The 24,233-nt window shown below is 39.5% G+C and carries 13 protein-coding genes and 1 pseudogene; 7 read left to right on the forward strand and 7 right to left on the reverse strand.

All coding sequences use genetic code 11. The annotated features are described in order from the left end of the window. Position 1: 1 nt before the first annotated feature. Together FQ608_RS20490 and FQ608_RS20495 are read left to right on the forward strand one after the other, a co-directional pair. On the forward strand, positions 2 to 2,320 hold the full coding sequence (locus tag FQ608_RS20490; RefSeq protein ID WP_158860364.1) for a PIN domain-containing protein: 2,319 nt from the start codon (positions 2 to 4) through the stop codon (positions 2,318 to 2,320). A gap of 439 nt (positions 2,321 to 2,759) precedes the next feature. Further along, a complete protein-coding gene (locus tag FQ608_RS20495; RefSeq protein WP_158860365.1) occupies positions 2,760 to 3,026 on the forward strand; it encodes a hypothetical protein in 267 nt (88 codons plus the stop codon). Positions 3,027 to 3,392: 366 nt separating this feature from the next. Here FQ608_RS20495 and FQ608_RS20500 read toward each other — a convergent pair whose 3' ends face one another. Both FQ608_RS20500 and FQ608_RS20505 read right to left on the reverse strand, forming a co-directional pair. Beyond that, positions 3,393 to 4,520, reverse strand: a complete 1,128-nt coding sequence (locus FQ608_RS20500; RefSeq protein ID WP_158860366.1) for a hypothetical protein — start codon at positions 4,518 to 4,520, stop codon at positions 3,393 to 3,395. A 1,145-nt stretch (positions 4,521 to 5,665) separates the two neighbouring features. After that, positions 5,666 to 6,559 (reverse strand): N-6 DNA methylase, encoded by an 894-nt coding sequence (locus FQ608_RS20505; RefSeq protein WP_199856429.1) that lies wholly within the window; start codon positions 6,557 to 6,559, stop codon positions 5,666 to 5,668. Between FQ608_RS20505 and FQ608_RS28210 the strand changes: the two genes are divergently transcribed. The 5 genes and pseudogenes from FQ608_RS28210 to rhuM all read left to right on the forward strand — a co-directional run bounded on the left by FQ608_RS28210 (position 6,560) and on the right by rhuM (position 11,591). Next, complete coding sequence (locus FQ608_RS28210; RefSeq protein ID WP_199856430.1) at positions 6,560 to 6,808, forward strand: hypothetical protein; 249 nt, start codon at positions 6,560 to 6,562, stop codon at positions 6,806 to 6,808. Between the two features lie 2 nt (positions 6,809 to 6,810). Continuing rightward, positions 6,811 to 7,287 carry a hypothetical protein gene (locus FQ608_RS20510; RefSeq protein ID WP_158860367.1) on the forward strand — a complete coding sequence of 159 codons (477 nt, stop codon included), beginning with the start codon at positions 6,811 to 6,813 and terminating at the stop codon, positions 7,285 to 7,287. Between the two features lie 435 nt (positions 7,288 to 7,722). Continuing rightward, positions 7,723 to 7,884, forward strand: a pseudogene (locus FQ608_RS28150) (ribbon-helix-helix domain-containing protein); the annotation flags it as partial. Between the two features lie 633 nt (positions 7,885 to 8,517). Continuing rightward, positions 8,518 to 11,130 carry a PKD domain-containing protein gene (locus FQ608_RS20515; RefSeq protein WP_158860368.1) on the forward strand — a complete coding sequence of 871 codons (2,613 nt, stop codon included), beginning with the start codon at positions 8,518 to 8,520 and terminating at the stop codon, positions 11,128 to 11,130. A gap of 305 nt (positions 11,131 to 11,435) precedes the next feature. After that, positions 11,436 to 11,591 carry a RhuM family protein gene (rhuM, locus tag FQ608_RS27300; RefSeq protein WP_234364304.1) on the forward strand — a complete coding sequence of 52 codons (156 nt, stop codon included), beginning with the start codon at positions 11,436 to 11,438 and terminating at the stop codon, positions 11,589 to 11,591. Positions 11,592 to 11,679: 88 nt separating this feature from the next. Here the strand turns inward: rhuM and FQ608_RS20525 are convergent, their stop codons facing one another. The 5 genes from FQ608_RS20525 to FQ608_RS20545 all read right to left on the reverse strand — a co-directional run bounded on the left by FQ608_RS20525 (position 11,680) and on the right by FQ608_RS20545 (position 24,217). Next, on the reverse strand, positions 11,680 to 11,910 hold the full coding sequence (locus tag FQ608_RS20525) for a hypothetical protein (RefSeq protein WP_158860369.1): 231 nt from the start codon (positions 11,908 to 11,910) through the stop codon (positions 11,680 to 11,682). 105 nt (positions 11,911 to 12,015) lie between these two features. Further along, on the reverse strand, positions 12,016 to 13,068 hold the full coding sequence (locus FQ608_RS20530) for a hypothetical protein (protein ID WP_158860370.1): 1,053 nt from the start codon (positions 13,066 to 13,068) through the stop codon (positions 12,016 to 12,018). A gap of 511 nt (positions 13,069 to 13,579) precedes the next feature. Next, positions 13,580 to 19,876, reverse strand: coding sequence for an eCIS core domain-containing protein (locus FQ608_RS20535; protein ID WP_158860371.1), 6,297 nt, complete (start codon positions 19,874 to 19,876; stop codon positions 13,580 to 13,582). A gap of 32 nt (positions 19,877 to 19,908) precedes the next feature. Beyond that, complete coding sequence (locus FQ608_RS20540) at positions 19,909 to 20,199, reverse strand: hypothetical protein (RefSeq protein WP_158860372.1); 291 nt, start codon at positions 20,197 to 20,199, stop codon at positions 19,909 to 19,911. A gap of 22 nt (positions 20,200 to 20,221) precedes the next feature. Further along, on the reverse strand, positions 20,222 to 24,217 hold the full coding sequence (locus tag FQ608_RS20545; RefSeq protein WP_158860373.1) for a DUF6519 domain-containing protein: 3,996 nt from the start codon (positions 24,215 to 24,217) through the stop codon (positions 20,222 to 20,224). Between the last annotated feature and the right edge of the window lie 16 nt (positions 24,218 to 24,233).

Consider the following 24,233-nt stretch of genomic DNA (forward strand, 5'->3'; position numbering starts at 1 on the left):
TATGGTAACTAGACAAGATCAAATTAATTTCTACGCAGATGAACTTAAGGAGCTTGAGTTCTCAGTTAAAAGAATTTTCAATTCAACAGGCTTATCCTTATTTCAGAATGGTGAATTATATGTTGGTCAATATAAAGGATTTGACTCTAAAAGAGGGAATGCTTTCTTTGATTTACCTTTTGGAGATAAATATCATTCTCCACGGATTGATGAAAACCTTACCTGCTTCACACTAAAAAATGGATTTGAACGTCCGGAAACTTGGAAGGATATCAACTTTCTCGATCTATTAAAAGATAGAAATAGAACTGAAGCTAAAACTGTGGACTATATTCCTTCTAAAAGGGAAGGCTGGATAACTCTGCTAGTTAGAGGAATGGAATATGAATTCGTTAAATCTATTCAAATTAATCAAATTTTGGGTTTTGGACCCACAATCCCGCCATTTGAATATCTCCAAAATTTGAAATTGTTAAGCGAGTCATTTGACGAAAATAGCTCCACTCTTTGGGAGAAAATTTTAGGATTCAAATTCAAGCTTGACAAAAACAAGGCGCCAGGATTATTAAAAGAAGACCATGATATTGCTGGAGCAATTATAAGTGAATTAGATAAGTCAAATATTTATATTTTCCAGGGACCTCCCGGCACAGGGAAAACTCATCTAGTTGCAGAAGTGGTCTCAAGGTTAGCAAAAGGTGATAAATCAGTTTTGATTACAGCCCTAACCAATAAGGCAACAGTTGAAGTATGCAAAAAGGATTCTATTGCTGAATTACTTAAAAGCAGTAAAATCTCAAAACTTCCACTCTCAATTGACGAGAAAAAATTGTACCCAGAACTTGGTCAGGCAAAAGAACTAGTTGCTATTAAGGGGCATGTTTTATTAACAACTTATTATCAATTTTCAAGAATATGGAAAACTCAAACCAATTCATTCGATTATGTCATAGTTGAGGAAGCCTCTCAAGCTTATCTTACTACAATTGCCGCAGCTACGAAAGTTGGGAAGAAAGTGATAGTGGTAGGAGATCCAAAACAAATTTTGCCAATCGTTAGCAATAAAAATTATGAGGAATATGAGAATATTGACTTTTTAGTCAATGGTATGAATTCAGTAGCCCAAATGGAAAGTTTTATATTCAATAGGAAAATTGAAACAAGGAGGTTAACTGAAAGGTCAACAATTTTTACTAATAACTTCTATCAAAATACTATTCAGTCTATTTCTCTTAATAAGGATCTTAATCAAGATATAGAAAAGCTCAATTCAATTGGTAGCTTAATGCATCCATTGGGTGGTCCCTCATTAATTTTATTCTCAGATAAATTTGGAAGCATTAAAGAATCGATGCTCAAATTCTTGGTTAAAGGCATAGACGAATTATCCCAACTCAAAAAAAATGAAATAGCGGTTTTAACACCCTATATAGAAACACTTATATATCTCCAACAAAATTTAAAATCAAAAACAAATTCTAAAAACTATTTAATTGAAACAGTTGATAGAGTGCAAGGATTAGATGTGGATTATTGCTTCTACGTAATTCCAAAATCAAGTTCATTTTCATTCAATTTAAATCGCTTTAATGTTGCCACAAGTAGAGCAAAAAAAAGCACGTATATTTTAACAGATGATGGATTTAACCAAAAAGTAAATCTTAATAATAATGTTGATTCTTATTTAAGAAAGTTAAATGAGGAATTTTCATTCAAATTTACATCCAATGGTGAATTAATAAAAAACAAAAATGAATCTGTAAATGAAATCACTAATCCTAAGATAGAAATAGAACAAGATAATCAAATTGAAAATTCCGAAAAAAGTACTCAAACTGAATCAAAGCTTCCTGGTTTAAAAATTCTGGGTCATATTGATCTTTCAAAACCAGGAAAACACATAAGTATTGATAAGAAAAATTATTATCTGATCGATACAAATGTTTTTGTAGATGATCCAGAAATAATTAGTAAAATAGACAAGAAGTACCCAATTATTCTTTCAGCAAAAGTCCTAGATGAACTTGATAGCTTAAAATTGAAATTAGATTCAGAAGGCAAGAAAATGGTTCAAAGAGCATTAAAATCAATTAATCAGAACCAAAACTCTAGAGAAATTCGATTAGTGACTTCAGACATATCTCTGCTTCCTGATGATTTCGACAAAAGATCTCCTGACAATAGGATTTTGACAGTGTTGCTCAAACTCAAAAATGACAATCCGATATTAATTAGTTCTGATAATGGTTTACAGATAAAAGCGAAAGGGCTTGGGTTAAAAACCATAACACTAAAGGAATTTATCAGACAAACTAAATAGACGAACTAAACTTCATATGATTAAAAAGAGCGTCATTCCGGTCAATTCCTTTCTATTACACATTTCGTACCAATGAGTTTGGTAGCCTAGATGTAAATTTAAGGCCAAAGGTCGAAGCATTTCATGAAATTAATTTGAAATGGTGGTGATCAAAATTTAAATAGCATCCTAATCGAAATCAACTAAGGCAGCGATAGCCACACTCAAAATGAAGTAAAGTTTGAGTAGGAGACTTATAATAGTTCTGCTTCCCATAAAGTTCTGCTTCCCATATCCGAATAATATGTGTTCAAGCCCTTATTTAGTGGGCAAATTAGGCATTTGCTGTCTCAATATTCTACTTTTTATAAATACGCTTGCTTCTCAAAGCATCAATCGCTAAGTCCACAATTGCAAAAGGGGTCAAAATCAAACCCTAATCGCAATATAGAACTTAAAAATGGCGGATCAATACAAATACCTAGACTCTTTTATTAATGCCCAACGGGCAAATGGAAAGTATAGCTTCACCACAGATGGACTTCTTGTAAAATTGGTGTATTTCAGAGAATGCATTAAAAAATTCCCTGTAACGCCTCAAAACCAAGAAGCCATAACTAGGGTAAGAAAGTTAGGATTTTTATGTGATTGCCTCACCCATATATGGATCAATGAGCATCATTCCTGCCAGTTTTTATGTGAACGACCTAATGAAATTCGGCTTTAGGGATTATTATGTAGATTGCTAAATGCTGCGTCGTTATATGGAACACAGCTAAAGCAACGCCTGTTCAGGTAGTGGTCAGAAGATTCAAATTTTCAACGTAACGATTTTGAGACTGAATTCGGAAGCCATGTATTAGTTGGCTAAATCTTTACCCGAAAAGACTTTTCATACTCCGATGTCCTGGATAATGAGATCATAGAACCTATCAAAGGTTTAACTTTTCAGAAATTCGGGCAGTGAAAAAGTCTCCAGTTCCATCCTAGGGGATTCATATAAGTAAAACATCCCATATTCTATTATTTTGCCGCTTTTGCGGGTCACTTGATTGTTTTTAATTTTTGATCGCCATTCCTTACAGGTAGAGCGTTAAATAGCAATCCAACCGTTTTTTGAATCAAATTTTATCCCTTTACTTTTAGCAATATCATCAATAGCCTCTGAAAATTTAAGCGGCTTGTATTGAAACCTGTTTGCGGTCGCTAGTCCGAGAAGCCTTCTAAATCGATCTTCTGTTTCACCAGTGTTTTCAGGGTTGTACACAACGATATTACGAATTCTATTTTTGCTTATGGTGCCCAAGGCGAATAGATATCTAAAGAATGAATCGCTTTCAGGTAAGGAATATCCTAAGATATAGATGTTTTGAGCTTTACTTAACTCCTTCGCTGCCGATTCCCAAACCTTTGCTAGTTGGCCATGGTATTCAGTTTTATTCCATGTCGGGGGAATGATAACCAATTCAAGATCTTGTTTTTCGTTTGCACGAAACATACTCAAATAGCTATTTATATCGAAACTGTATTCCTTTCCTTTGATGTGCTGTCTTTTATGGCTGTCATGACGCACATATTCATTTGCATCTTCGATCGAAAGAAACTTGATTATTTTATCCTGATAATTTTTATTGGTAAACCAGTTTATGGAACCGTGCAGTTTTAATAGCTTAAAACCGTTATCGCTACTATCTAATTTGTAATTGGCTTTAATATTATTGAAGGCCAAGGCTAAATCAATTCCTAAATCGTAGTTAAAGGTAAGAATAGAGGAAGTTGGTATATTCTTGGATATCAACTCTGCAAAGAAGTTGTAGGTTTTTGATGATGAAAAGGTTGGCGTATTCGTAACACCTGACTTCATCTCGAATGGAAACATCATTGATTTGATAAGCGTCTTGGATATCAATGTCGTTAAAGCGTTTTTGTATTTGGCAACATCTGTTGATGTTGAAGTTAATCTGCCCAAGATGATACCCATCTCAATGGCTCCAAATAGGGATTCGATATTGTTAAGGTCTAACTGGGCCTTGGAGTGGACGATTTGGAGTTCGCTTATCAGGTCAAAGACAAGCTGTATTTGTTCTGCGTCTTCTCCAAATGCCTCTTGACGAAGTAAATCTTCGGCTACATCCAAAAAGTTATTCATCAAAGGGGCGCCGGATTCAAAAGAAGCTCCTGCTCCTAGTATGTAAACATCATTGCTCATTCCTTTCTTCATTTTTTGATTGCAATGCTAAATTTATCATTAAAATGAATAAATCCAGTCAAACTTGGACACAAAGGCGCTTCAAAAAATCGACAGCGAAGAGTAACGGGTTTTGTTATCAATATTTTTCTGTGTCTCGTCCTTTACGGGTTCATTGGTATTTACACCTTCTGCGATCCGCGTATGGCGCCGGGGTAAGGATCAATGACAGAAGAGCAAAAGGATCAAATTTATCATAAGCTAGAATACAGAAAAATACAGAAAAAATGCAGGCCATCGGGCGACTAATAATGCACATCACGCAGAGCCACACCGTCAGAAAGAACTTTGGCTCAGAAACAACAGAAAAACCAAAACACTTAAAGACATGGAAAAAGATTCCAAAACAGGCAATTAAATGTAGGGAGTGCCAATTTACAATTCGGAAGGTGGTTTGTCCAAATTAACTCCTACCTCACCCTTGAGCAATAAGACCCCTACCCCACGCTTAATAAAAAGGCATCTCCCCCACTCTACCTAATTACCAAAAAGCTTAATATTGTGACTAATTCCAAGCGAACTGCCACAGCAAGTTTTCTTTTCTTTTAAGAAAAAATGAACTAGGCGACAAAATTTTTTCGTTGTTTTGGAAGAAAAGTGAAGATTATTGGAGAAATTACGCCTTTTTAATAAATATAAATATATAAACAAAATATTAAATTTTTAAAATAATATGTTGTACCGTATTTGTACCGTTATATACCTAAAATACTGAAAACAAGCATACTACATAATATGCGTGGGGAAGTAAACTCCGAGATTCTGCCAATCTACTTTCAAGTAATTGTACTTCTGTTTCAAATTTCTCCCAATCAATTTTCGTATATCTACCAACCCGTTGATTCATTAAGCCGAATGATTTACTATCACAAATAAGACGCCCAATTCTTCCTACGCTTCCAGCACCCGTCATTGCAATCAAGATATCACCCTGGTAAAGTTTGAATTTTTCTAGTGGATATTCTTTAGGATAACACTGTGAACCTTCTAAAGTAGCATTTCGATTTTGTATGTTTTTTATTTTTACAACTGGAATTCCACTTTCACTAAAGTCTTTACTTTTAAAGGCATATCCTCCTTGTAGCGTTCAATACTCGCCTATTTCAACATCATTCCACTCACTCATACCCCAACATCTTTAAATTCTCCAAAATAGCCTGATCCAGTGCCTTGGCTTTATCCAGTTGCCCTTTCAATGTGGCAGTGAGCTCCATCATTTTATCCTCGAAGTGGACGCCGTCGTCTTCTTCCTCGGCTATGCCTACATAGCGGCCGGGTGTCAGGACATAATCGTTGGCTACGATATCTGCAAGGGTGGCGGATTTGCAGTAGCCGGGGGTGTCTCGGTAGGCTTCAGTATCCGCTACTCTCGTAGCTCCAGTGCTCAGCCTACTACCATTACATCTCACACTACCATCACTATCTCTCAGGCTATCATCATTACCGCTAGGAGTGACAAACTCTGTAGAGTTGCGCCAAGTATGATAGGTATTGGCGATGGTCGCAATATCGTCTTTAGTGAGTTCTTTTTGGGTGCGGTCAATCATGGTACCCATTTGCCTGGCATCAATAAAGAGGGTTTGTCCCCTTCTATCCCGGAATTCCTTTTCCGGATCCTCGGGATGGGGCCGTCTTGCTTTGTTTTTGGCAACAAACCAGAGACAAACCGGAATCTGGGTGGTATAGAATACCTGCCCAGGCAAGGCAATCATACAGTCCACCATATCCTTTTCGATCAATTCGCGCCGGATATTCCCCTCTCCTGAGGTATTGCTACTCATGGAGCCATTGGCCAAGACAAAGCCGGCGGTACCGTTTTCAGAAAGCTTGCTCAGCATATGCGGAATCCAGGCATAGTTGGCATTCCCTGCCGGTGGGGTGGTAAATCCAGCCCAGCGGGGGTCGTCCTCCAGTTCATTTTTTTCACGCCACTGACTTTGGTTGAAGGGCGGATTGGCCATGATGTAATCGGCCTTCAGGTCAGGATGCTGGTGTTTGGAATGTTCGATCACATGCGACCAGCGGCTTTTAGGGGCGAGAAAAAAGACATTCTACATATTGTAGAATTCCTTTATCTCCAGGTATTTCTCCTTGTCATCATCGGTGAGTTCGGCCTTGCACTCCTCAAACTTATCCGAAGCAAACTTGAGGAAAATCAGGCCCAGTACGACGTGTATGTATTCGGTACTTTCATATCCCAATTAGAGGGACGGATCATGATAAAAGCAATTTTTTTAATCCCAAAAATTTCCCAGTTTTGAGCATGTCAACTATATCAGCCGAGGAGTTAGCCCAATACCTTGCCTCCAAAGGTCCCCTATTTCAGACATCAAATAGCCTCTCGATTTATGTAAATGGTGATCATATTTCTTCAGAATATAAATTTGAAGTCGAACAAATGAACTTTTCCTTTTGCTTGTTTACGGAAGAAGACAACCTCATTGAATTTATTGACGGGTTTAGGATCAAGAATTTGGATGACCTAGAAGAATTAGGTTACAAAAACATCTGGATCCGATACCTCATCAGAGAAGCGGATATGGAGGTTACCGAATTGGAAATCGAGGAAACGCCGATAAATTTCCGATTGCATAAGATGAAAACCATGGTATTTTGTGCTGCATCACATTACTATGATGAAGTGTATGCACACTTGACGTTGCCGGAAGATTTTATCCGTTATTTTCATGAAAATCAGAAAAAACTTCAGGTGGCCTTTGCAAATAGATATAAGTTTTAAAATTGTTACTATAGTTTAGATTTCAAGTGTTATTTTGGACTGGTCTAAACTATTAACAGCCTGTTTTTATACGGTTTCAACTACCGAGGAATTCTCGGTAAATCAACATGTATGCAAGCGATAGGTCAACAGGAATGGTAAAAAAAAGACTGAAGTTTTTAGAGTGCCATTTTACAAATCAGAATGCGAAAAGGACTTCTACCCTTCCCTGGAAATAGCCTTTACCTGCTAGTAAAAAACCATAGCTTTGTAAATCGCAATTTAAATAAATTGTATCTAGGTAAATCACGAAAAATAGGAACTATTCTGCTTGCGTTTATGGTTTTTCCGGTGTATTACTACACCATAACTACACAAAAATGGCCAGGCAAACAATAACGGTAAATGAGCCGAACGACCGATGGATGAAGGAAAAGATCCTAATATGCAAGTAAGAGTGAGTTGATCAATGACTTGATACGTAGGCAAAGAGAACAAGATGAAGAACGAAATTGGCTACGAAATGAGCTAATCAAAGGTGAGGAAAGCGGGATTTCTACAAAGACTATGGAAGAAATACTCGAAGAAGCTAAGAACCGTTCCAAGGGCGGACAATGAAATACACACTAACTCGAAGAAGACCTTATTCAGATATACCTGTTTGGCCTTCAAGTTTTTGGACCTTCGCAGGCGGAAATATACCATGAATCGCTAGAAAAAACATTTATTAGAATTGCTGAAAATCCTGAAATGTACCCTTTGGCTTCCCATATTTAAATTTCTGCGTGGATGGAAGTGATGGACTCGTTGGGGTACAAAAGTTCGGTTTCACAATCCCGGAACCTTATCAGTTAGGCTAATTAATCGAATTGAAAAGGCCCTGTGCATCCGTTTTTATTGTTCCCGGTGGTCTCATTCGATCAATAGGTGTACAGAAAGATGGCTGAACATTTTGACACCTCAAAATGAAAAAATAGACACTATAAAAGGAAAACTATAATGTTTGAAAAGATCATTATATAGGGTGGGTTGGGCGAGGAACTATCTAAAACAATACCGGGCAATCAAAAACATAAGCAACTAATAGTCAGTAAATTATATTAAATTTTGTAAGTTTTGAAAAAGTGAATGTTATATCGTTATATTTATAGTGATTTTAGCTTAAAAATTTTATGGACTTATTATTTTTAGATGTATGAATGTGAATGCCCGTAATCACAAAAATTTTACGGTCAATAGTAAGTTACGGTAATGCGCAATAGGTTTTTTCTTGCGCTTCTGCTGTTTATCAGCTCGTGCCAAATGGCCTTGGGGCAGAATTCGACTATTGGTCGGGAATTTTGGGTCGGATTTATGGAGAATTATGGTTTGGACGAAGGTGCTTACAGTGACGCTGTCCTAATTATAACGGCTAATGAAAAGACTTCGGGGGTGATAGAATACCTTGGTCGCTCATCATCGTTTGATTTGAATAAAGGCCAACAGTATGAACTCCGGATAAACTCCGGTAATCTTAACCTGATGCACAGAACTTCAGGGAAGGTGGAAAACAAAGGTATTTTTATCAAAGCCACTGGAAATATTGCGGTCCATGCTTTCAACGAAATGTTTAGAACTACTGATGGTACGGTGGTTTTGCCCGTTGGGGGTTTGGGAAAAGACTATTATATCACAACGCATCAGGAAGTCAGTCCCTTTCCCAGTACCTTACTGGTGGTGGCCACTGAGGACAATACCAAAATAGAAATCACCACTTCCGTGAATTCGGTCAGCGGCAACAGGGCCGGGGTGCCGTCTATTATTGTACTTAACCGTGGGCAAAGTTACCAGATCAAAGCAGATAAAGATTTGACAGGTTCCCGGGTACGGATAGTAGATGATATTGAGAACGCCTGTAGAAAAATCGCTGTATTTGGAGGAAGCGTGTGTACTTGGGTGGGAGATTGTGAGGGATGTGACAATCTTTTTCAGCAATCCTATCCGGTCAGCTCCTGGGGCAAACACTTCGTACATATCGCATTGAAAGAGAGGACATCAGGAGAGTTGGTTAAAGTACTGGCTTCGGAGGACGACACTAAGGTCGGCCTTAATGGAATACCTCAAGGAACCATCAATAAGGGGCAATTTCTGACAATCGATTTTCGTGCGGATGAATCGGGAAAAATTGAAACATCCAAGCCTTCCTCTGTCACCGTATTTTCGAGAGGCGTAGGATGTAACGATAATAATATTCCGGGACTTTCTGGCATAGGTGATCCTTTTATGATCACCTACAGTCCGATTGAGCAATTTCTAAAAGATCTGGTTTTCAATTCCTTCCAATTGGCCAACATTAGCAACCATTATGTCAACATCGTAGTGAAAGCCGGCACACAGCACAAGACGGCTCTTGATGGCGACAACGTCGGAAAATTTTTTGAACCATTGTCTGGTGATACCGATTTTCAGATTGCCAGGATCAGGGTATCAGGAGGTGCGCACCATTTGACCAACCCTGATGGCTTTGCCGCATATGTTTATGGTTTTGGATTCCGGGAGTCTTATGGCTATGCTGCCGGGGCAGCATTGGGCAATCTGGAAATAGATATCCAATCAGCATACGAATTTGAAGTAAATGGCGACCAAGTGGCCTGTCTTGATCAGGAAGGGGAATGGAGTATCAGTACCAGCACTTCCGGTTTTACGTATTTTGTATGGGATTTTGGAGACGGTAGTCCCTCCCACACAGGTCAACATGCCTCTCATACTTTTACCAGGCCTGGCAAGTATATGATTAGTGTCACCGCATCCACCGGTTCCTGTGAAGACGGGGATGAGGCCACATTTGAAGTGGAAGTAATGGACCCAAAAGCCGAATTGGTCGGGCAGACCACTGTATGTCCTTATATAGAAGAAGTAATGTACCGGTTGGTGGACAAGCAGGATATCACCGAGACTGAATTTGAAGCTATTGGAGGGGAAATCTTGGAAAGCTACGTAGACTCTGTGTTGGTCAGGTGGGGTCCATCCAATCCCGATGCAAAGCTCATCATGACACCCTATGCTGAAAATGGCTGCCCGGGCCGCCCAGTTGAATTGGAAGTGAAGATTGAGTCCGATCTTCAGGCGCTAAGACCAATTGTTCCGGTGGAAGTGTGTTTTGAGCCTGAACTGGCCCACACTTACAGCGTTGAAGCCCACGTACAGGGAAGAGCGTATGAATGGACGGTAACCGGGGGTAAACTTGTTTCAGGACAGGGAAGCCAGGAAATCCAAGTAATTTGGGACCAACCGGGAATACAAGCCGGAATTAGCTACACCGTTTATGGCACAGAAAATCATTCTTGTGTGGGTATATCTCCTGAAATCACTATTCAGGTAGCTGAGCCATTGGCCAATGCGCAGGTTACACATGTAGCCTGCGCCGGCGAATCCTCTGGGACAATCGAACTTACACTACTTGGAGAACACAATCTTTATACCTATGAATGGCAGCATGATCCCAGCTTAAATGGCCCAATCGCAGAAAATTTATCAGCAGGATTTTACTCGGTCACGATTAGGAACCAAAAGGGGTGCAGCCAGGTCATCAAAGCCATGGAGGTGAGCGAAACCGTTCCCATGATCAGGATGCCAACGGGCTTCGACCCCAGGCAAGCTCCGGGGATTTATGAAGGCGTATCCGATTGCAAGGTCAGTTTTGAACTATGGATATATGACCGTTGGGGTGCACTGTTTTATTACGGAGATACTGGCTGGGACGGCAGCATAAACGGGAAAGAGGCTCCCATCGGATCTTATTTCTATATAGTCAACTATCATTACACCCTGGATAAAAAAACACAGCGCGAGGAGAAAAAGGGCACTTTTGTGCTTGTTCGCTAAAGTTGCCAAAATGCACAGTACCCAAATCGCTATATTTGGAAATGCCTTTGCTCAATGATGATTGAAAGAGATTGAGCTGCAGGAATTCGGGTGAAATTTTAAGGAGAAGCATTTGTGGAAAACCAAATCGAAATATATCAAGGAAGTGATGGCCAGACTCAAATTGAAGTAAAGTTTGAGCAGGATACTGTTTGGCTCACCCAGGAGCAAATGGTAATACTTTTTCTAAGAGACCAATCCGTCGTTTCAAGGCATATCAGAAATGTTTTTAAAATGAGTTAGAAGAAAAAAGCAATATGCAAAAAATGCCTATTGCCCACTCAGATAAACCAGTAGCTCTCTATAGCCTTGACGTAATTATTTCTGTGGGATCTCGTGTAAAATCGCAACACGGCACCCAGTTCCGACAATGGGCCACCAAGCGACTCAAAGACTACCTCGCAGGGCTACGCCATCAATGAAACAAGACTGGCATAAAAACGACAGGAAGTCCAAACGCTTAAGGACGGAATTAGGATCACTATAGACTTTTGCCAGCGTGGATGCGTTTTATCCAAAATCCTCCATTCGGGCCTTGATCATTTCCACAGGATCCACTTCAGGTAAAACCCAAAGCTTTTTTTCGTATTCAGCAATCAAATGAACCAAAAGCATCTTTTCCCTATGCAATTCCGGCCCTCTATCCGCGTCTTTCACTTCCCCATACCTATTGGTCGCCTCTCTATAATGAGTTTCCAGCAAAAACCATTTCTTTTCTGGTCCGTCGTTAATCTTTAACAATTTTTTGATTCATTTTAAATATTATTGTAAACTGTACTTCCATTTACTATTCAACCAGGTTGTACTTATCCCGTTTTCCCCATATCCAATTTAACCAATTTTTGACTATTTGTCAGAGAACACCTGGACTAACGCATCTAAATTCACATTTAAGCCTAGGTAAGTTGCATATAAAGGGCTGAACCTAGGGAAAAGGCCTCTTATATCCGCTCCTATAATAATTTGGGAATTGTCGGATAACCTTTGTGCAAATTCCGATCGAACCAAATAGAACGAACCTGTTTTAATTTCCTCATATTCTTGAACAGCGACTCCAATAGAATCCGTAACGACGTTAATTTTGGCTGTTGAGATTTCTTGAGAAGACCAATTCGGATAATTAGTTGTCTTGCCTAGAGTAAACTGAAAAAAGAAGCGGGAATTCCCGTTCGAAAATGGATCTATATTAAATGTTAATCCCGCTCCGAAATACCCATTTAAAAATGCCCTATCGAAGATTAAAGGGTTTTTTTGGTAGGATAAATATGTTAGGTTTTGCGAAGTGTCTATAGTTAGGGTATCTTGGTAAAGGGTTGAAATATTGGTCCTTACGCTGGTATTATTCACCAATAATTCCCCATGTAGATGAAAATAGATTCCGTTTGGAACTATTGAATTTGGTATTGGCTTTCTTTTTCGGATTCTTTCAGTGTTGTCTCCACCATTTTTATTTTTTGGCCAAGGATAAGACACAATTCTTAACATCGGCTGCAAATAGAAGCTCCAAGCGATATTGGATCGGCTTGTTGCATATTGATTAAGTTGTCGTAGGTATTTTTCCCCATGATTTTTGGTCTGTAGAGGATTGACTAATATATTTTCGAAATACAAGGGGTTATTTGTGGTATCAGTATAATCGAATTTAATTCTCATTATACCGGAATTAAATCCAAAGGGTGATCCCAAAATATCTGGAGCGAAAATATTAATTTTACCCAAGTAACTTCCCTGCAAATTATTATTGAAATCGAAATTTGAAGCGTTTAAAAATGTGATATTATTCCAGTTGGTGGTAATTTCCTGCTGTGGTTTAGCTAACTCATCAATATCTTCCTCAGATTGGGCAACAATACTCGTAGGAATATATAATACAATGAAAAGAAAATAACAAAATTTCATATTCATTTGCTATGTGAAATACATAAGGCCAATTGTCTAGCTTGAAATTTCAAAGGATATTTGGTTTCATAAAAAAATAATGTGTGGGCTGAAATTAAAATATCAGTATTAAACCCAATAATATGGATAAAAAAGTCAGCGCCCAATAAAATAAAAAGGCCTCTTTATAAAATAGAATATGCTTAAATTTGAGCTTTTCCTCATCCACTAGGTATGTGATTAAATTAAGACTGCCACCCAAGTGAGAAAGGCAAAATTCTTAGATTTATGGACAATGTCATCCAGGTTTTTGATAATATCTTGGATGTTATTGAGTTATTTTAGAATAATTTGGTGGTGTTGGAGTCGGATTTTATAATATCTTTAATTTAAACCTAAAATATTCGATTTATTTGTAAAGCAGGAAGAGATTCTAATTTGAGTAGAAATTGACTTTTATTCTGAAATAGGAACTTGTAATGAGATGGAGGAAAGTTTTCATTCTCTCTGGTGATTTGAGAATTAGTACACATTATGTTTTGTAGTCCGGATTAGGGCCTTCTTTACTGAAACCGACGACTTTGTAAAAATTGCGACCAAATCGTGCCAAATGCTTCATACTCGCATATTTCACTTCTGTATCTTGTTTATCCAAAGCAAAAGGTAATACAAATTCTCCATCTATTTTTGATGACCATTTGCGACCAAGGGCATTGATCTTTTTATTAAGCGGCCATAGATTTGTAAAAACATCCTCACCACCGTATTGCAAATCCATAACATGATCAACTTCTAAGTCAAGGTCACTTAATCGGTTACCAGCCTTTGCAAATTCCTCCCTGAATTTGTCGGAGTTTCTACGAGAAGCGGTTTTTGGTTCTCCGGTATATTTTAGGGGCTCTTTGCGAACAAAATTTTTATTCCAATATTTATTCATATCCACACCAGGATGGAATGAATCATCCGAATTAGGTAGTCTTGATAAAGCCATTGGCCAATTTTTACCTTTATACACTATCGGATCGCGGTAATCTTTCCGTTCTTTATACCAAAGTATAGGAATTGGATCATCTTGTAAACCTGTATGTAATTCAGGTAATTTGTACGCCAGGATGCCTTTAACAATTTTTTCTTTTAATTCAAATTTATTACTTTTGAATGGCTCTTCTCCCCACTTTAAGGTAAACAAATAACCTTTAATTCGGTTTTTTAACTCATTATCTCTTGGACGATTTCTTATCCTTCTGAATATTGAGTGGTTTTTTAATAAATTAAGAATCTCATTCCAGATAGAATCGGAAGTGACTAAAGGTAGCAGCAAACGATAGTATGTAATTGAAAAACGCGGTGGAGGCCTTCTTGCATTTTTAGGGTCCCATTTTCCTCTCCAGTCAATCTTGATCCCGATACCTGTTTTGGCCAATAAAAATCCTTCTAGGAGCCTTACGAAAGTTTTTACGTCCAGCTGATAAGTTTTGCTCTTTGGTTTTTTCTTTAGTGAGCGTCCGGCCAATACCAATATCTCATTGAGGTTTATACCTTTTATGCTATTTTTAACAGGGACTTTGAGACCAGCCATATACCCTGGGAATTTAGGGTTTGAATAATCATAATTATCAGTTAGCCAAATGGCCAAATTTCCCCAAATAGCTGCTGCACTTTTGTAAGGGGGCGTGAGAAATTTTGGATTTTTAGCTTGCAAAATTGCTTCTTTTTCTGTTCTTTCCTTTTCATCAGATAAAGATTCAAAGCTGGTCAGTTCCTCCAGAAGTCTGGCAAATGTGTTGGATGACAAACCTGCCGGTTGAAGGCCATCTGAATGAGTTTGTTCAAGCTCAGAAAATTCATTCGGTGAAAGTTTATTGGCTAATTTTTCGCCTTGTCCTGCTTCTTGTTCGAGGCTCGGATCGAGGTTGAGGCCTGTATGAGGCTTTCCTGGTACAGGTTGTTGGGGATGTGCTTGCCTTATTGGGCGATTGCCGGTCTGCTGAATGACGTGAGTTAGCTCATGGAAGAGGATATTTTTGGATCCATTACTATTTGGATCATGGTTGGAAGCAAAATAGATGTGACTTCCAGAAGTGAGTGCAGCAGCACCGAGACTTTCGGTGATTTGATTGGCTTTTTGGTCCTTGTGAAACCGAACATGTCCGAAATCCTGGCCAAATCGTTCTTCTGCATCAATTCTAGTTTTTTTGTTGAGGGGTTCCCCTGAATGAACCTGGTCAAATCCTTTAAGGATTGCAGTTTCGAGCGGGATTCTCGTCAAATAAGGCTGTACTTCGTCACCTTCATCAGATTCTATTTCCACACCTGAAAAACCAATTTCTTCAAGAATATCCTCTCCAGCATATTCTTTTATTTTTGATTTTAGTTGATCCCAGATTTCACCTTGTACATCATTGAGAGCTTCCTGTAATTTTTCTACGACTTCACTTTTCCAAAGTATGTTGGGATCTATACCTTTGCTGCTCATCCAGGACCAAATCAAAGAAGCTAAATAATCATCAGCATCAAGAAGTTTTATAGCTTCATGTGCTACTTGAAGTTTTTTAGATCTCATGGCCATATTCAAAACTATATTAAGCGTCAACTGAACTACCTGTGACATATCAATTATTTCTTTGGGTAGACTGACGGGGGAGAACTCATTTAAGGTTTCACTTAGACTGTTGGCAAATTCCCTTTTTTCTGAGTCCAATAAGTTTAAATCATCTTGTGAGCTCCTAGGTTCACCGAAACCTTGTATCTTATTGATTATTTTTTGAACCCAATGAATAAGGGTTGGATGACCCAGTATCCAGTTACGTATAATGCTGAAGCGTGTGGACACCCTTTCCCGCATATTAGATAAGCTGTCGAAGAGCCGTTTTCCAGCTCCAAAGATGCTGCCTGCCAAATCAACGATTCTTCCGAATGGACCGGTTTTCCGACTTTGGCTTTTTCTTTTTTCTTTTGGTGTTTCTTGTTTATTAATATCTTGTTTAATACCTTTTCCTCCTAGAAACAGGAACAGGATCATTTCTTCAGGTTTTGCAAGTTCTTGAATTTCGGTTTTTAATTTGAAAAAATATTCCCGAGGATAATCAAGGAGCACATGCACCAAATCGTCAGCGCCTTTTAAAGCTTCTGTTATGCCATCTGCCAAAATGGTCGCATCAACAACCAGTCCTATACCAGGAATATATTGCATTTTCTCAACTACAGATACGATATTTTTGCTCAACCACTTCATATAATTACCAGCAGCCAAAAAGTCAAGTTTTAAAGTCATATTGTTTAGAAACTTGATGGTATCTCCATTCTTTTTATCATAGCTTATAATTTCTTCCTTTCCATCGATCAAAAGCTTGAACAGTTCTATCGGATTTTCGCTTTCACCGTGATCTACTCCACCTATCATGATTATGGGTAGGTATGTGTTTGGTATTGAGTCAGAAAAAGGGTCTCTCCAATGGTATCCGAAAGGTGGATGGTATTTAAAGTCCGTCATAACCTCGACCAGTTCAAACACCTGCTCTTTGAAAAAAAAAGGATTACCGGGTTCTAATAGCTTAATGCCCTTTAGGGTTTTCAATAAAGGAGGATTTCCGATTTTGCCTTCAAATCCGAAATTAACTTGAAGCTCTTTTAGTACTTTATGGAACGCTTCTACTACTGATTTAATCTGAGTTATTTCTTCTGAAAAGCGTTGAAAATCCAATTGGTTATTATTTGCTATTCGCAGGGCCGCTTCCAGCAAAGGCAAATATTTCCCGATAATAATATTCCTCCTTTTAAAATCAATTTCAAGCGCTTTCAGAAGAGCCTTTGGAAAATTGGATCCCAACTCAAAAATAAGCTTGGAAGTTTCATATGCCTTTATATCATTATCATTTGAAAGAACTATATCTCTTCTGAAAGTGAAGAGATCTGAAAATGCTTCGTTTAAATCATCGCTGATAGCTTCATAATTTCTCGTTGCTATCCTTGATATTTTGTTGACCGGTTCTAATCTTTGGTTTTGAATTCGTCTGATCCAGTTAAATCTGTCTTCACTAAGTGCAAAATTAAAAGTCTCCTTTGTTTCCTCTTGAATTTTCTTTTCAAACTCCTCAAGCCAAGATCCCCTATGTCTATCTCGTAAGGTTGTTATTATAGAAAACTCTTTTTTATTTTTATTCCTTTCACGTTCTACTGCGTAAAGAACTCCCCTTTTTCTGTAAAATTCTTTTATATCCTGCTCTATCCACTCTTTCCTCGGATCGGGAATTGTCCATAATTCTGGTCTCCTCAAGACGTTAACCTTATGATAAGAATCATCCTGATTGGCTAAAAATAATCTGCCGTTATTTGCCATATCCTCCTTATCAAACTGTGCGGTTCTCTCATGACCGTAAATAAGCTGTTGGAATGGGTAACGTTTGGAATTGTCTACGAACTTTTCATCATTAAACCGATAGGCAAATTTCTTTATAATGTACTGCCGGGGCTTAATTTTCTCCCATACTTCCGACTTTCCTTTTAAAATGAAAGAATCGTAACCGGAAATATTATCAATGTTCCTAAGATCCGTCAACCAATTGGCTAATTCTCGATCATACATTAACATTATTAGCTTAGAAAACTCAATTGCACTGTACTGACCGGCGTAGCTTGTCTTCAGTTCTATGCCTCCTGTCATTCTTGATTGAAACGTTTTTAATGGATCATGCAATTTCTGTTCTACCCATTCTCCTACAAGGATTAGATTGAGTTCATTTTTGTTGTTCGCAAACAACAAAGGATTGACAAGATTCATAAGTTCTTTCCAATCCATAGTTAGTGCGAGTCGACGTACTCTAAACGCAGCGTGAATCTGTAAATAATCAAGATAATCTTGATAATTAACTATTCCATCTATTAATGATTTATCTAATACATCGTCTTTTAGCTTTTTTGAGATAGAATTGACTAAAATTTGAACAATTCCGTAAGCCATCGCCTTTTCGTATTGGCTTTCATTATTTTCTTCATTCTCTCCACCTTTCAGCCACACCTTTAGAGCATCATCTCGGTTGGACTGTAATTTCGTATCTATCCTTTGTAAATTATCCCTCAAATCTTCGATAATTTGATCTAAATCCTGCATTACAACATTGTCTGCGTCAAGCCCTTGTTTGAATAGATTTGTTCTATTAAGGACCTGCCTTAATTCCTTAACGTCTTCGTTATCTTTAATTATTTCGACTAATTCCGTTGGCAAATCCCGTTGAGATATTGTACGAGCATATAATGAACTGTTCAACCTGCTTCGTTGGGAGTCCAGTGAAGAATCAAAACTTTGAGCTTTGTTTACCAATTTTTCGATTTCACCAGCCATATAGTGTTTTAGTTGGGCTGGTTCGTCTTCTTCACCATTTTTTCGAAAGTGAACGATAAGATTTAAAAGGTTATTTATAATATTGTCTTTATATACTGATTCCTTCTTGGAAGCTTCAACAAAAAGAGGTAAACTGTTTTTTAATATACCATCCACTTCTAGGATCAGTTCATAACCTAAAATGAAAGCTTCGTTTTCGTTTTGTAGCTTCTGAAAATCCCAATCTTTGACTGGCGTAACAAATTCTGAGGGCTTGTCTAAATCCGCGTATTCGCCAGGAAATTCATCGACCGGATTAACTATTAGGTCAGCTATTCGATTTAGTAAAATATTAATCCAATCATTGTAACGCTTTTGTTTGATGAGTTGTTTGATGAGTTCCTTTCGAAATCTCTTTCCTTTTGAAGAGATATCATTAAATATATATTCGTACATCTCACGTCGAAAAGAGGAAGTCTTTAAAGCAAATGCTCCAACAATAAGCTGCTTGGCAGCAGTTTTGTACTGTTTGGAGTCTTTCATCAGATCATACAAAAAACTGCGGACCTCACGAGGAAATTTATTCTTAGGGCTATAATTACCATTTTCTATCTCACTTGCAAGCAGTTGGGGGGTTAGGCCATCTTTTTGGATACGTTCTTCCAATTGAGCAATGAATTCATTTAGCGCTGTACTTGTCTGCCTTTGGCTGGAGTTTTGGAGCAAGTGGGGATTTTTGGTAGCAGTTATGTTTTCACTCAATGTTTTACGTTGGATCAAAGACAATGAATTTTGTTGCTGAACCACGTGGGTCAATTCGTGGGCCAGGAGATGCCTTCCTTCAGGAGAGTCCGGTGCATATTCTCCAAAATTGAAAAAAATATCTGACCCATTTGTAAAGGCTCGCGCATTCAATTTCTGAGTCATATCTGCTGCTGAGGAATTGGTATGCACCCTAACATTACTGAAATCTGTACCTATTGACCGGCTCATGAATCTCTGAATAGCACTAGGGAGTGGATGACCTTGACCCCTTGCCTCTGAAAGTTGAATAGCAATGGATTGTGAGTCAACCGTCCCACTGTTTTGTTCTTTGCGTTGCACTGTTTCTTCCTCCTCGCAATCAGCACATTTGCGCTGAATGCAATTTAGCGGCTTCAGAGAAAGAAAGTTATGTGACTCGATTTCCGGCATGCGCATGACCCGATCAGCCATTGCATCAGCTTCCTGTTCATACTTATCCCCAGGTTTATTGATTTTTAATTTTGGTTGTATCTTTTCGTCCCTTCCTGGAAGGATAGGAATCTTATTGAAGTTAAATGAGTTATGAACTGGTTTGGAAGGATTGTCGCCGGCCGAACCATCCACATTTACATTATGGTAGGGCTTTTCAAAATGGACCGCCTCTTTGCGCTTCTGTTCCAAATCAACCTCCTGCTTGTTCCAGACGGCTGGAGAACTGCCATTGGACTGTTTGGTGGGGGTGTTTTGAAGAACTGTTGAATGCATATAAAAGTGACTACTTCCCCATTTTGGTTTTCCTATCCTGCATGCGTTTCGGTAGATTGGCTCTTCAGGTCCTTGACCAGGGCAGTGTATTTTTTGATTTCGGCCTCGTATTCCTTTGATACCCTGGCTTTGGCTTCTTTAAGGGCCTTGATTTTTGATTCATAGGATGCCAGGGCCTCCTTTTGTGCTTCCTGAATATTGCCTTCAAATTTTGACTTATAGGTCTCCTGAAGTTCTTGAAGGTTTTTCAAAACCTCTTCATCCAATTCCAAGTCCCGTCTGAGAATGGGGAGGTCTTTCTTGCTTATCTTTACTTTTGCCATGACGGAGAATTTTTATGTTTGATTAAAATTGGAGGGTATTGATTATTTGTTGGTTTATGCCAGCCCCAGTAATGGGGTCGCTGACTACATTGCTGTTTGCCATGACAAATCCGCCATAGCCAAGTGAGACAGCACTGTCCGATACAGCACAACTTACAAAGTTGTTGGAGAAAATACTCAAGCTCAGGTGTATCTGTACTATAGGGCCGTTAAGTGTTGTCTCAAAATGATTTTGACTGATGACTGCCTTGCTGTCCAGTCCCCAGAATCTCGAAAAATTACCAAATACAACGCTTGTGTAATTTCCAATTTCCAATGCTAGGGTGTTTGACCCCTTGATGATATTGTTGGAAATTTGGATATCCTCATTTAGCGGAATGTTGGGAGAATTCGCTGGGTAAAAACGAATGGGCACATGGATGATAGCATGATTTGACCTTCTTTGGTCTATGCCCCAATTATCGGTAAACTGATTATCCACAATCTGGATTTCGTTGATTTGTTCAGCATAAAATGCCCCATAGCCGAAGACGTTTGCGCCTTCTGTCATGACCCTTGCGTTATTGAGGATACGGTTTCCAATAATCTGCGTCTTGCTGGTACTGCTAAGTACTATGGCTGCATGACTCCACCAGGGTTCATGGTCACCAGGCAATGGAGTGAAACAATCATGGATATGGTTTCCAGCAATGCGAAGATTGTTAACAGATTGCACATGCCTTTGCACTGCAATCCCATTTAGGGTCATATTGGCGATTTCATTGCCTTCTATCACCATTCCATTGATAGTGGAGGCAATTTCAATTCCATTTTTCACTCCACCAATGATGGTATTCCTGATGATGTCTATCTCATGTAGTTCCTTGTCCATCAGGTCATTGTGTATAATAATAAAAATTCCACCATTTGGCAATAATCCTTGTTGGATGTCCAAATAAGCGTGGATGGTATTATTTACGATGGAACAACCACGGGTCATAATCTGTATACCCCATGAACTATCGGAGTGCTGGTTTTCGATCCCAATGGTATTTACTACATTATCCAAAACCTCACATTGGGGCATGCCTACTATTATTCCAGATCCTACTACAGTTATCGAGTTGCGTTGAATGATTCGCTGTATCCTCCTTTGCCGTTCTAATTGTCTCAACTCTTCTGGAGGTGTGTTGCCCATGATAGCAATCCCTGCTCTCTTGCCTCCTGTAATGGAATTGTCCATCAACGTCAAATCCATTAGGATTAGAGCCGGACCAGATAGATGTATACCGACCTCGCCAGCGTAGATGGTATTATTATCAATTTGAATGTTTTGCATTAAATGAAACTCTCTGTTACCAATTGTTGCTATTCCTGTCTGTTGGGAGGTAATTCTATTGTTGGTGATGGTGAGGCCATTACCAATTTTTCCAAGAAACACAATTCCTTGTTGCCCTGACACCATAAGGTTGTTGTCTATTGAAGCGCTATTAAATAAGTCCATCTCAATCCCCTCTGATTTAGCTAAAATCAGGTTCTTGTCTATGCTACATTCGATAGCTGCATGGGTTAGGATCCCGGACTGACCCAAGAGAATATTGTCGGTAATGTTGACATCAACTACTGTTCCTACAAGCTTAATAATATGTCCCAGTGACCTTTCCAACCCATCCAATGCTCCAAATGCATCTGCTCCAACCGAACTTGCTTTGACTATTCTTGAGCTAAGCTCGTGAGCCGATACCCTCAGATAAGATTCCAAATTGACCACAGCCACAGTGTTTCCTGTACTTACATCATCAAAGGATAAATCATCTTCCTGATCCTCTACGTCTACCTCTTCTATAGCATAGAGACCGCTGTCTATTGCTACTTTAAATAGTGATTTTGGAAAGAACGGCTTGCCCAATAAACCCTTATTGAATCCCAACAACAGGTTTTCAATACAATCAACTCCTACCATTACAGGATTTTCTGCTTGGAAAATGCCGTTTTCAAGCACAAAAGCAATGTTTTGTGCCATTCTGGCATTCATGTGCAAGTTAAGATCCTGTTCCGCTGTACTGTCGTACCTTATGCCAATCCTGCCCAGAATCAAGTTGTCATACAGATTTGTATTGATGGTAAGCCCCTGAAAGGTGACAACGCCGTTGGGCTCCTTCGTTCCTGCGCCAATCAAAAGGCAATCGTGCAGGGTGAAGAAAAGACAGTTTACCACATCAACCACTTTCCCACCATCCCCAGAAGTAGAAATGCACCACAAATCATGGATATCAATGTCCCAGGATCCGCTGACCTGAAAAACTATGCTGTTTTCTGGACTACTTGCTTTATTGATGATGACTGGCTTGCCTTCGCAGCCTTTTATAGTGATGTCCCTACCGGTTACAGTTATAGGTTGGTCAATTACATATACCCCCGGTTTGATGCAGACGGTTCCAGGGCCTCCATTCAGGGAGTCAACGGCTAATTGTATATCCTGAAATTCTTCGTCTTCTCCTACAGTGACGGTGCAGCAGCCCCCACCCATTCTTGTTGGTGGGAGCTCCGTCAATGGTGGAAACTCAGGCCTACAGTCTTCTATTTCAACGCCACCGCCTACAAGCCCTGTCACCATCCCCAGGCGGCAATAATGATGCTTCACTCCCATGGGCGCTTCCTTGTCCAGGATTTCTATTTCCCCCGTCAGGGTCCTGGCAGAAAAACACCAGTAGTCGCCCGTTTTGAACTCTGTTCCTGAAAACTCAATTTCGATACCATCTTCCAGTTGGTAGCTGGCGCCAGTCACTATATCCGTCAATTCGTCTGGGCGTTGGTTGCTCGTGTCCCATCGTCTGATTTTTGGCAATGGCCTGTCCCTATGCAAAGTGACATTGGTATCAAGGGTAAGTAAATTTCCCTCCACCTTTAATACTTGGGCGAATGTTCCACGGCTGTCATCACTAAGGTCGGCAAAGTCCTCGGACACTTCTATCCAATCCAGTTCCTTGATTTTGAGTATGGCATCTTTGCCGTTTTGACCGAGGCTGATTTTATTATAGTTTACTCCACCGCCATCATGGAAAAAATCCTGAATGGGATAGGCATAAGAGGCATTGTCGCGGGACCATTTAAAAGAAGGAATACCACTTGCACTTGGGTCATGAATCTCAACCCGATAAAGGCGGTTTTCCAAGCCTAAAAAGCCGCCGCTTTCGCCTAGTTGACAAGGGTTGGCAGGTGCCACTACGTCAACAGGTCTTGTGGTAAGCCTACCATTTGGCGCCTTCGCCAAGCTGTTCCACTGATCTATTTGGTCACCACAACCTATATTGCCTACATTGGCAAGCAACTTGACCTGAGCCATGATTTTGGAGCGCGTATCAGTATCTGGGCCGGCAAGTGCCACTTCCCTAAGTTCCGGGTCTTCAATAACAGTAACATGCCTTTCCCAGACGTCCAAATAAAACAGATCGGTTTGACCAGCAATAGGCGTGTAGGTGCCTGAACCCGGATAGTCCGGTTGCTGTGAATAAAGCAGTAAAAGTCTTAATTTAGGATGGTTGTCACTTGCAAAGGAGGAAACATTTTGGCTAAGTGTAATTGTACCTGCTCCTATTGCTGTCACTCGTGCAATGATTCCTTCCGGTTGTTCATCGGATAGCAACTGTACCCAGTGGTCAATGGCCAGGCTTACACCGTCTATTTTGGTGTCATCCACTGAAATTTCTGAAGGCGATGGAAAACCTCTAACTGGCAACTTGGAACCTGGGGTAGTCTCGCAAAGCAACCCACCTACGTAGAACCGGCCTGCTGCTATCAAAAGGTCCTCCGGCAACAAGCCTCCCCCAGGGTGCAGTATTTCGAAACCACTGTTATGGATTGGAGCACCACATTCACCAATTGCATCTATGGTCCTAATACCACGCTGATGGGCGATGATGGAAATAAGCTCGTTCCAATCGGAATCCAGTTGCACACGCCCTTGTTGCTTTAGCAGGCCGCTATAATGTTTTCTTTTGGCTTTGATACCAGTGATGCGACTAAAGTCTCCTTTCATAGTGGTTTCGATTTAT

This window comes from Lunatibacter salilacus (assembly GCF_009797935.1).
In the GTDB taxonomy this organism is placed as follows: domain Bacteria; phylum Bacteroidota; class Bacteroidia; order Cytophagales; family Cyclobacteriaceae; genus Lunatibacter; species Lunatibacter salilacus.

Excerpts from the sequence above, each read along its gene's own strand:
- FQ608_RS20490 (WP_158860364.1), top strand. The coding sequence starts at position 2 with ATGGTAACTAGACAAGATCAAATTAATTTCTACGCAGATGAACTTAAG.
- FQ608_RS20495 (WP_158860365.1), top strand. The coding sequence starts at position 2,760 with ATGGCGGATCAATACAAATACCTAGACTCTTTTATTAATGCCCAACGG.
- FQ608_RS20500 (WP_158860366.1), bottom strand. The coding sequence starts at position 4,520 with ATGAAGAAAGGAATGAGCAATGATGTTTACATACTAGGAGCAGGAGCT.
- FQ608_RS28210 (WP_199856430.1), top strand. The coding sequence starts at position 6,560 with ATGCGACCAGCGGCTTTTAGGGGCGAGAAAAAAGACATTCTACATATT.
- FQ608_RS20510 (WP_158860367.1), top strand. The coding sequence starts at position 6,811 with ATGTCAACTATATCAGCCGAGGAGTTAGCCCAATACCTTGCCTCCAAA.
- FQ608_RS20515 (WP_158860368.1), top strand. The coding sequence starts at position 8,518 with ATGCGCAATAGGTTTTTTCTTGCGCTTCTGCTGTTTATCAGCTCGTGC.
- rhuM (WP_234364304.1), top strand. The coding sequence starts at position 11,436 with ATGCCTATTGCCCACTCAGATAAACCAGTAGCTCTCTATAGCCTTGAC.
- FQ608_RS20530 (WP_158860370.1), bottom strand. The coding sequence starts at position 13,068 with ATGAAATTTTGTTATTTTCTTTTCATTGTATTATATATTCCTACGAGT.
- FQ608_RS20535 (WP_158860371.1), bottom strand. The coding sequence starts at position 19,876 with ATGCATTCAACAGTTCTTCAAAACACCCCCACCAAACAGTCCAATGGC.
- FQ608_RS20540 (WP_158860372.1), bottom strand. The coding sequence starts at position 20,199 with ATGGCAAAAGTAAAGATAAGCAAGAAAGACCTCCCCATTCTCAGACGG.
- FQ608_RS20545 (WP_158860373.1), bottom strand. The coding sequence starts at position 24,217 with ATGAAAGGAGACTTTAGTCGCATCACTGGTATCAAAGCCAAAAGAAAA.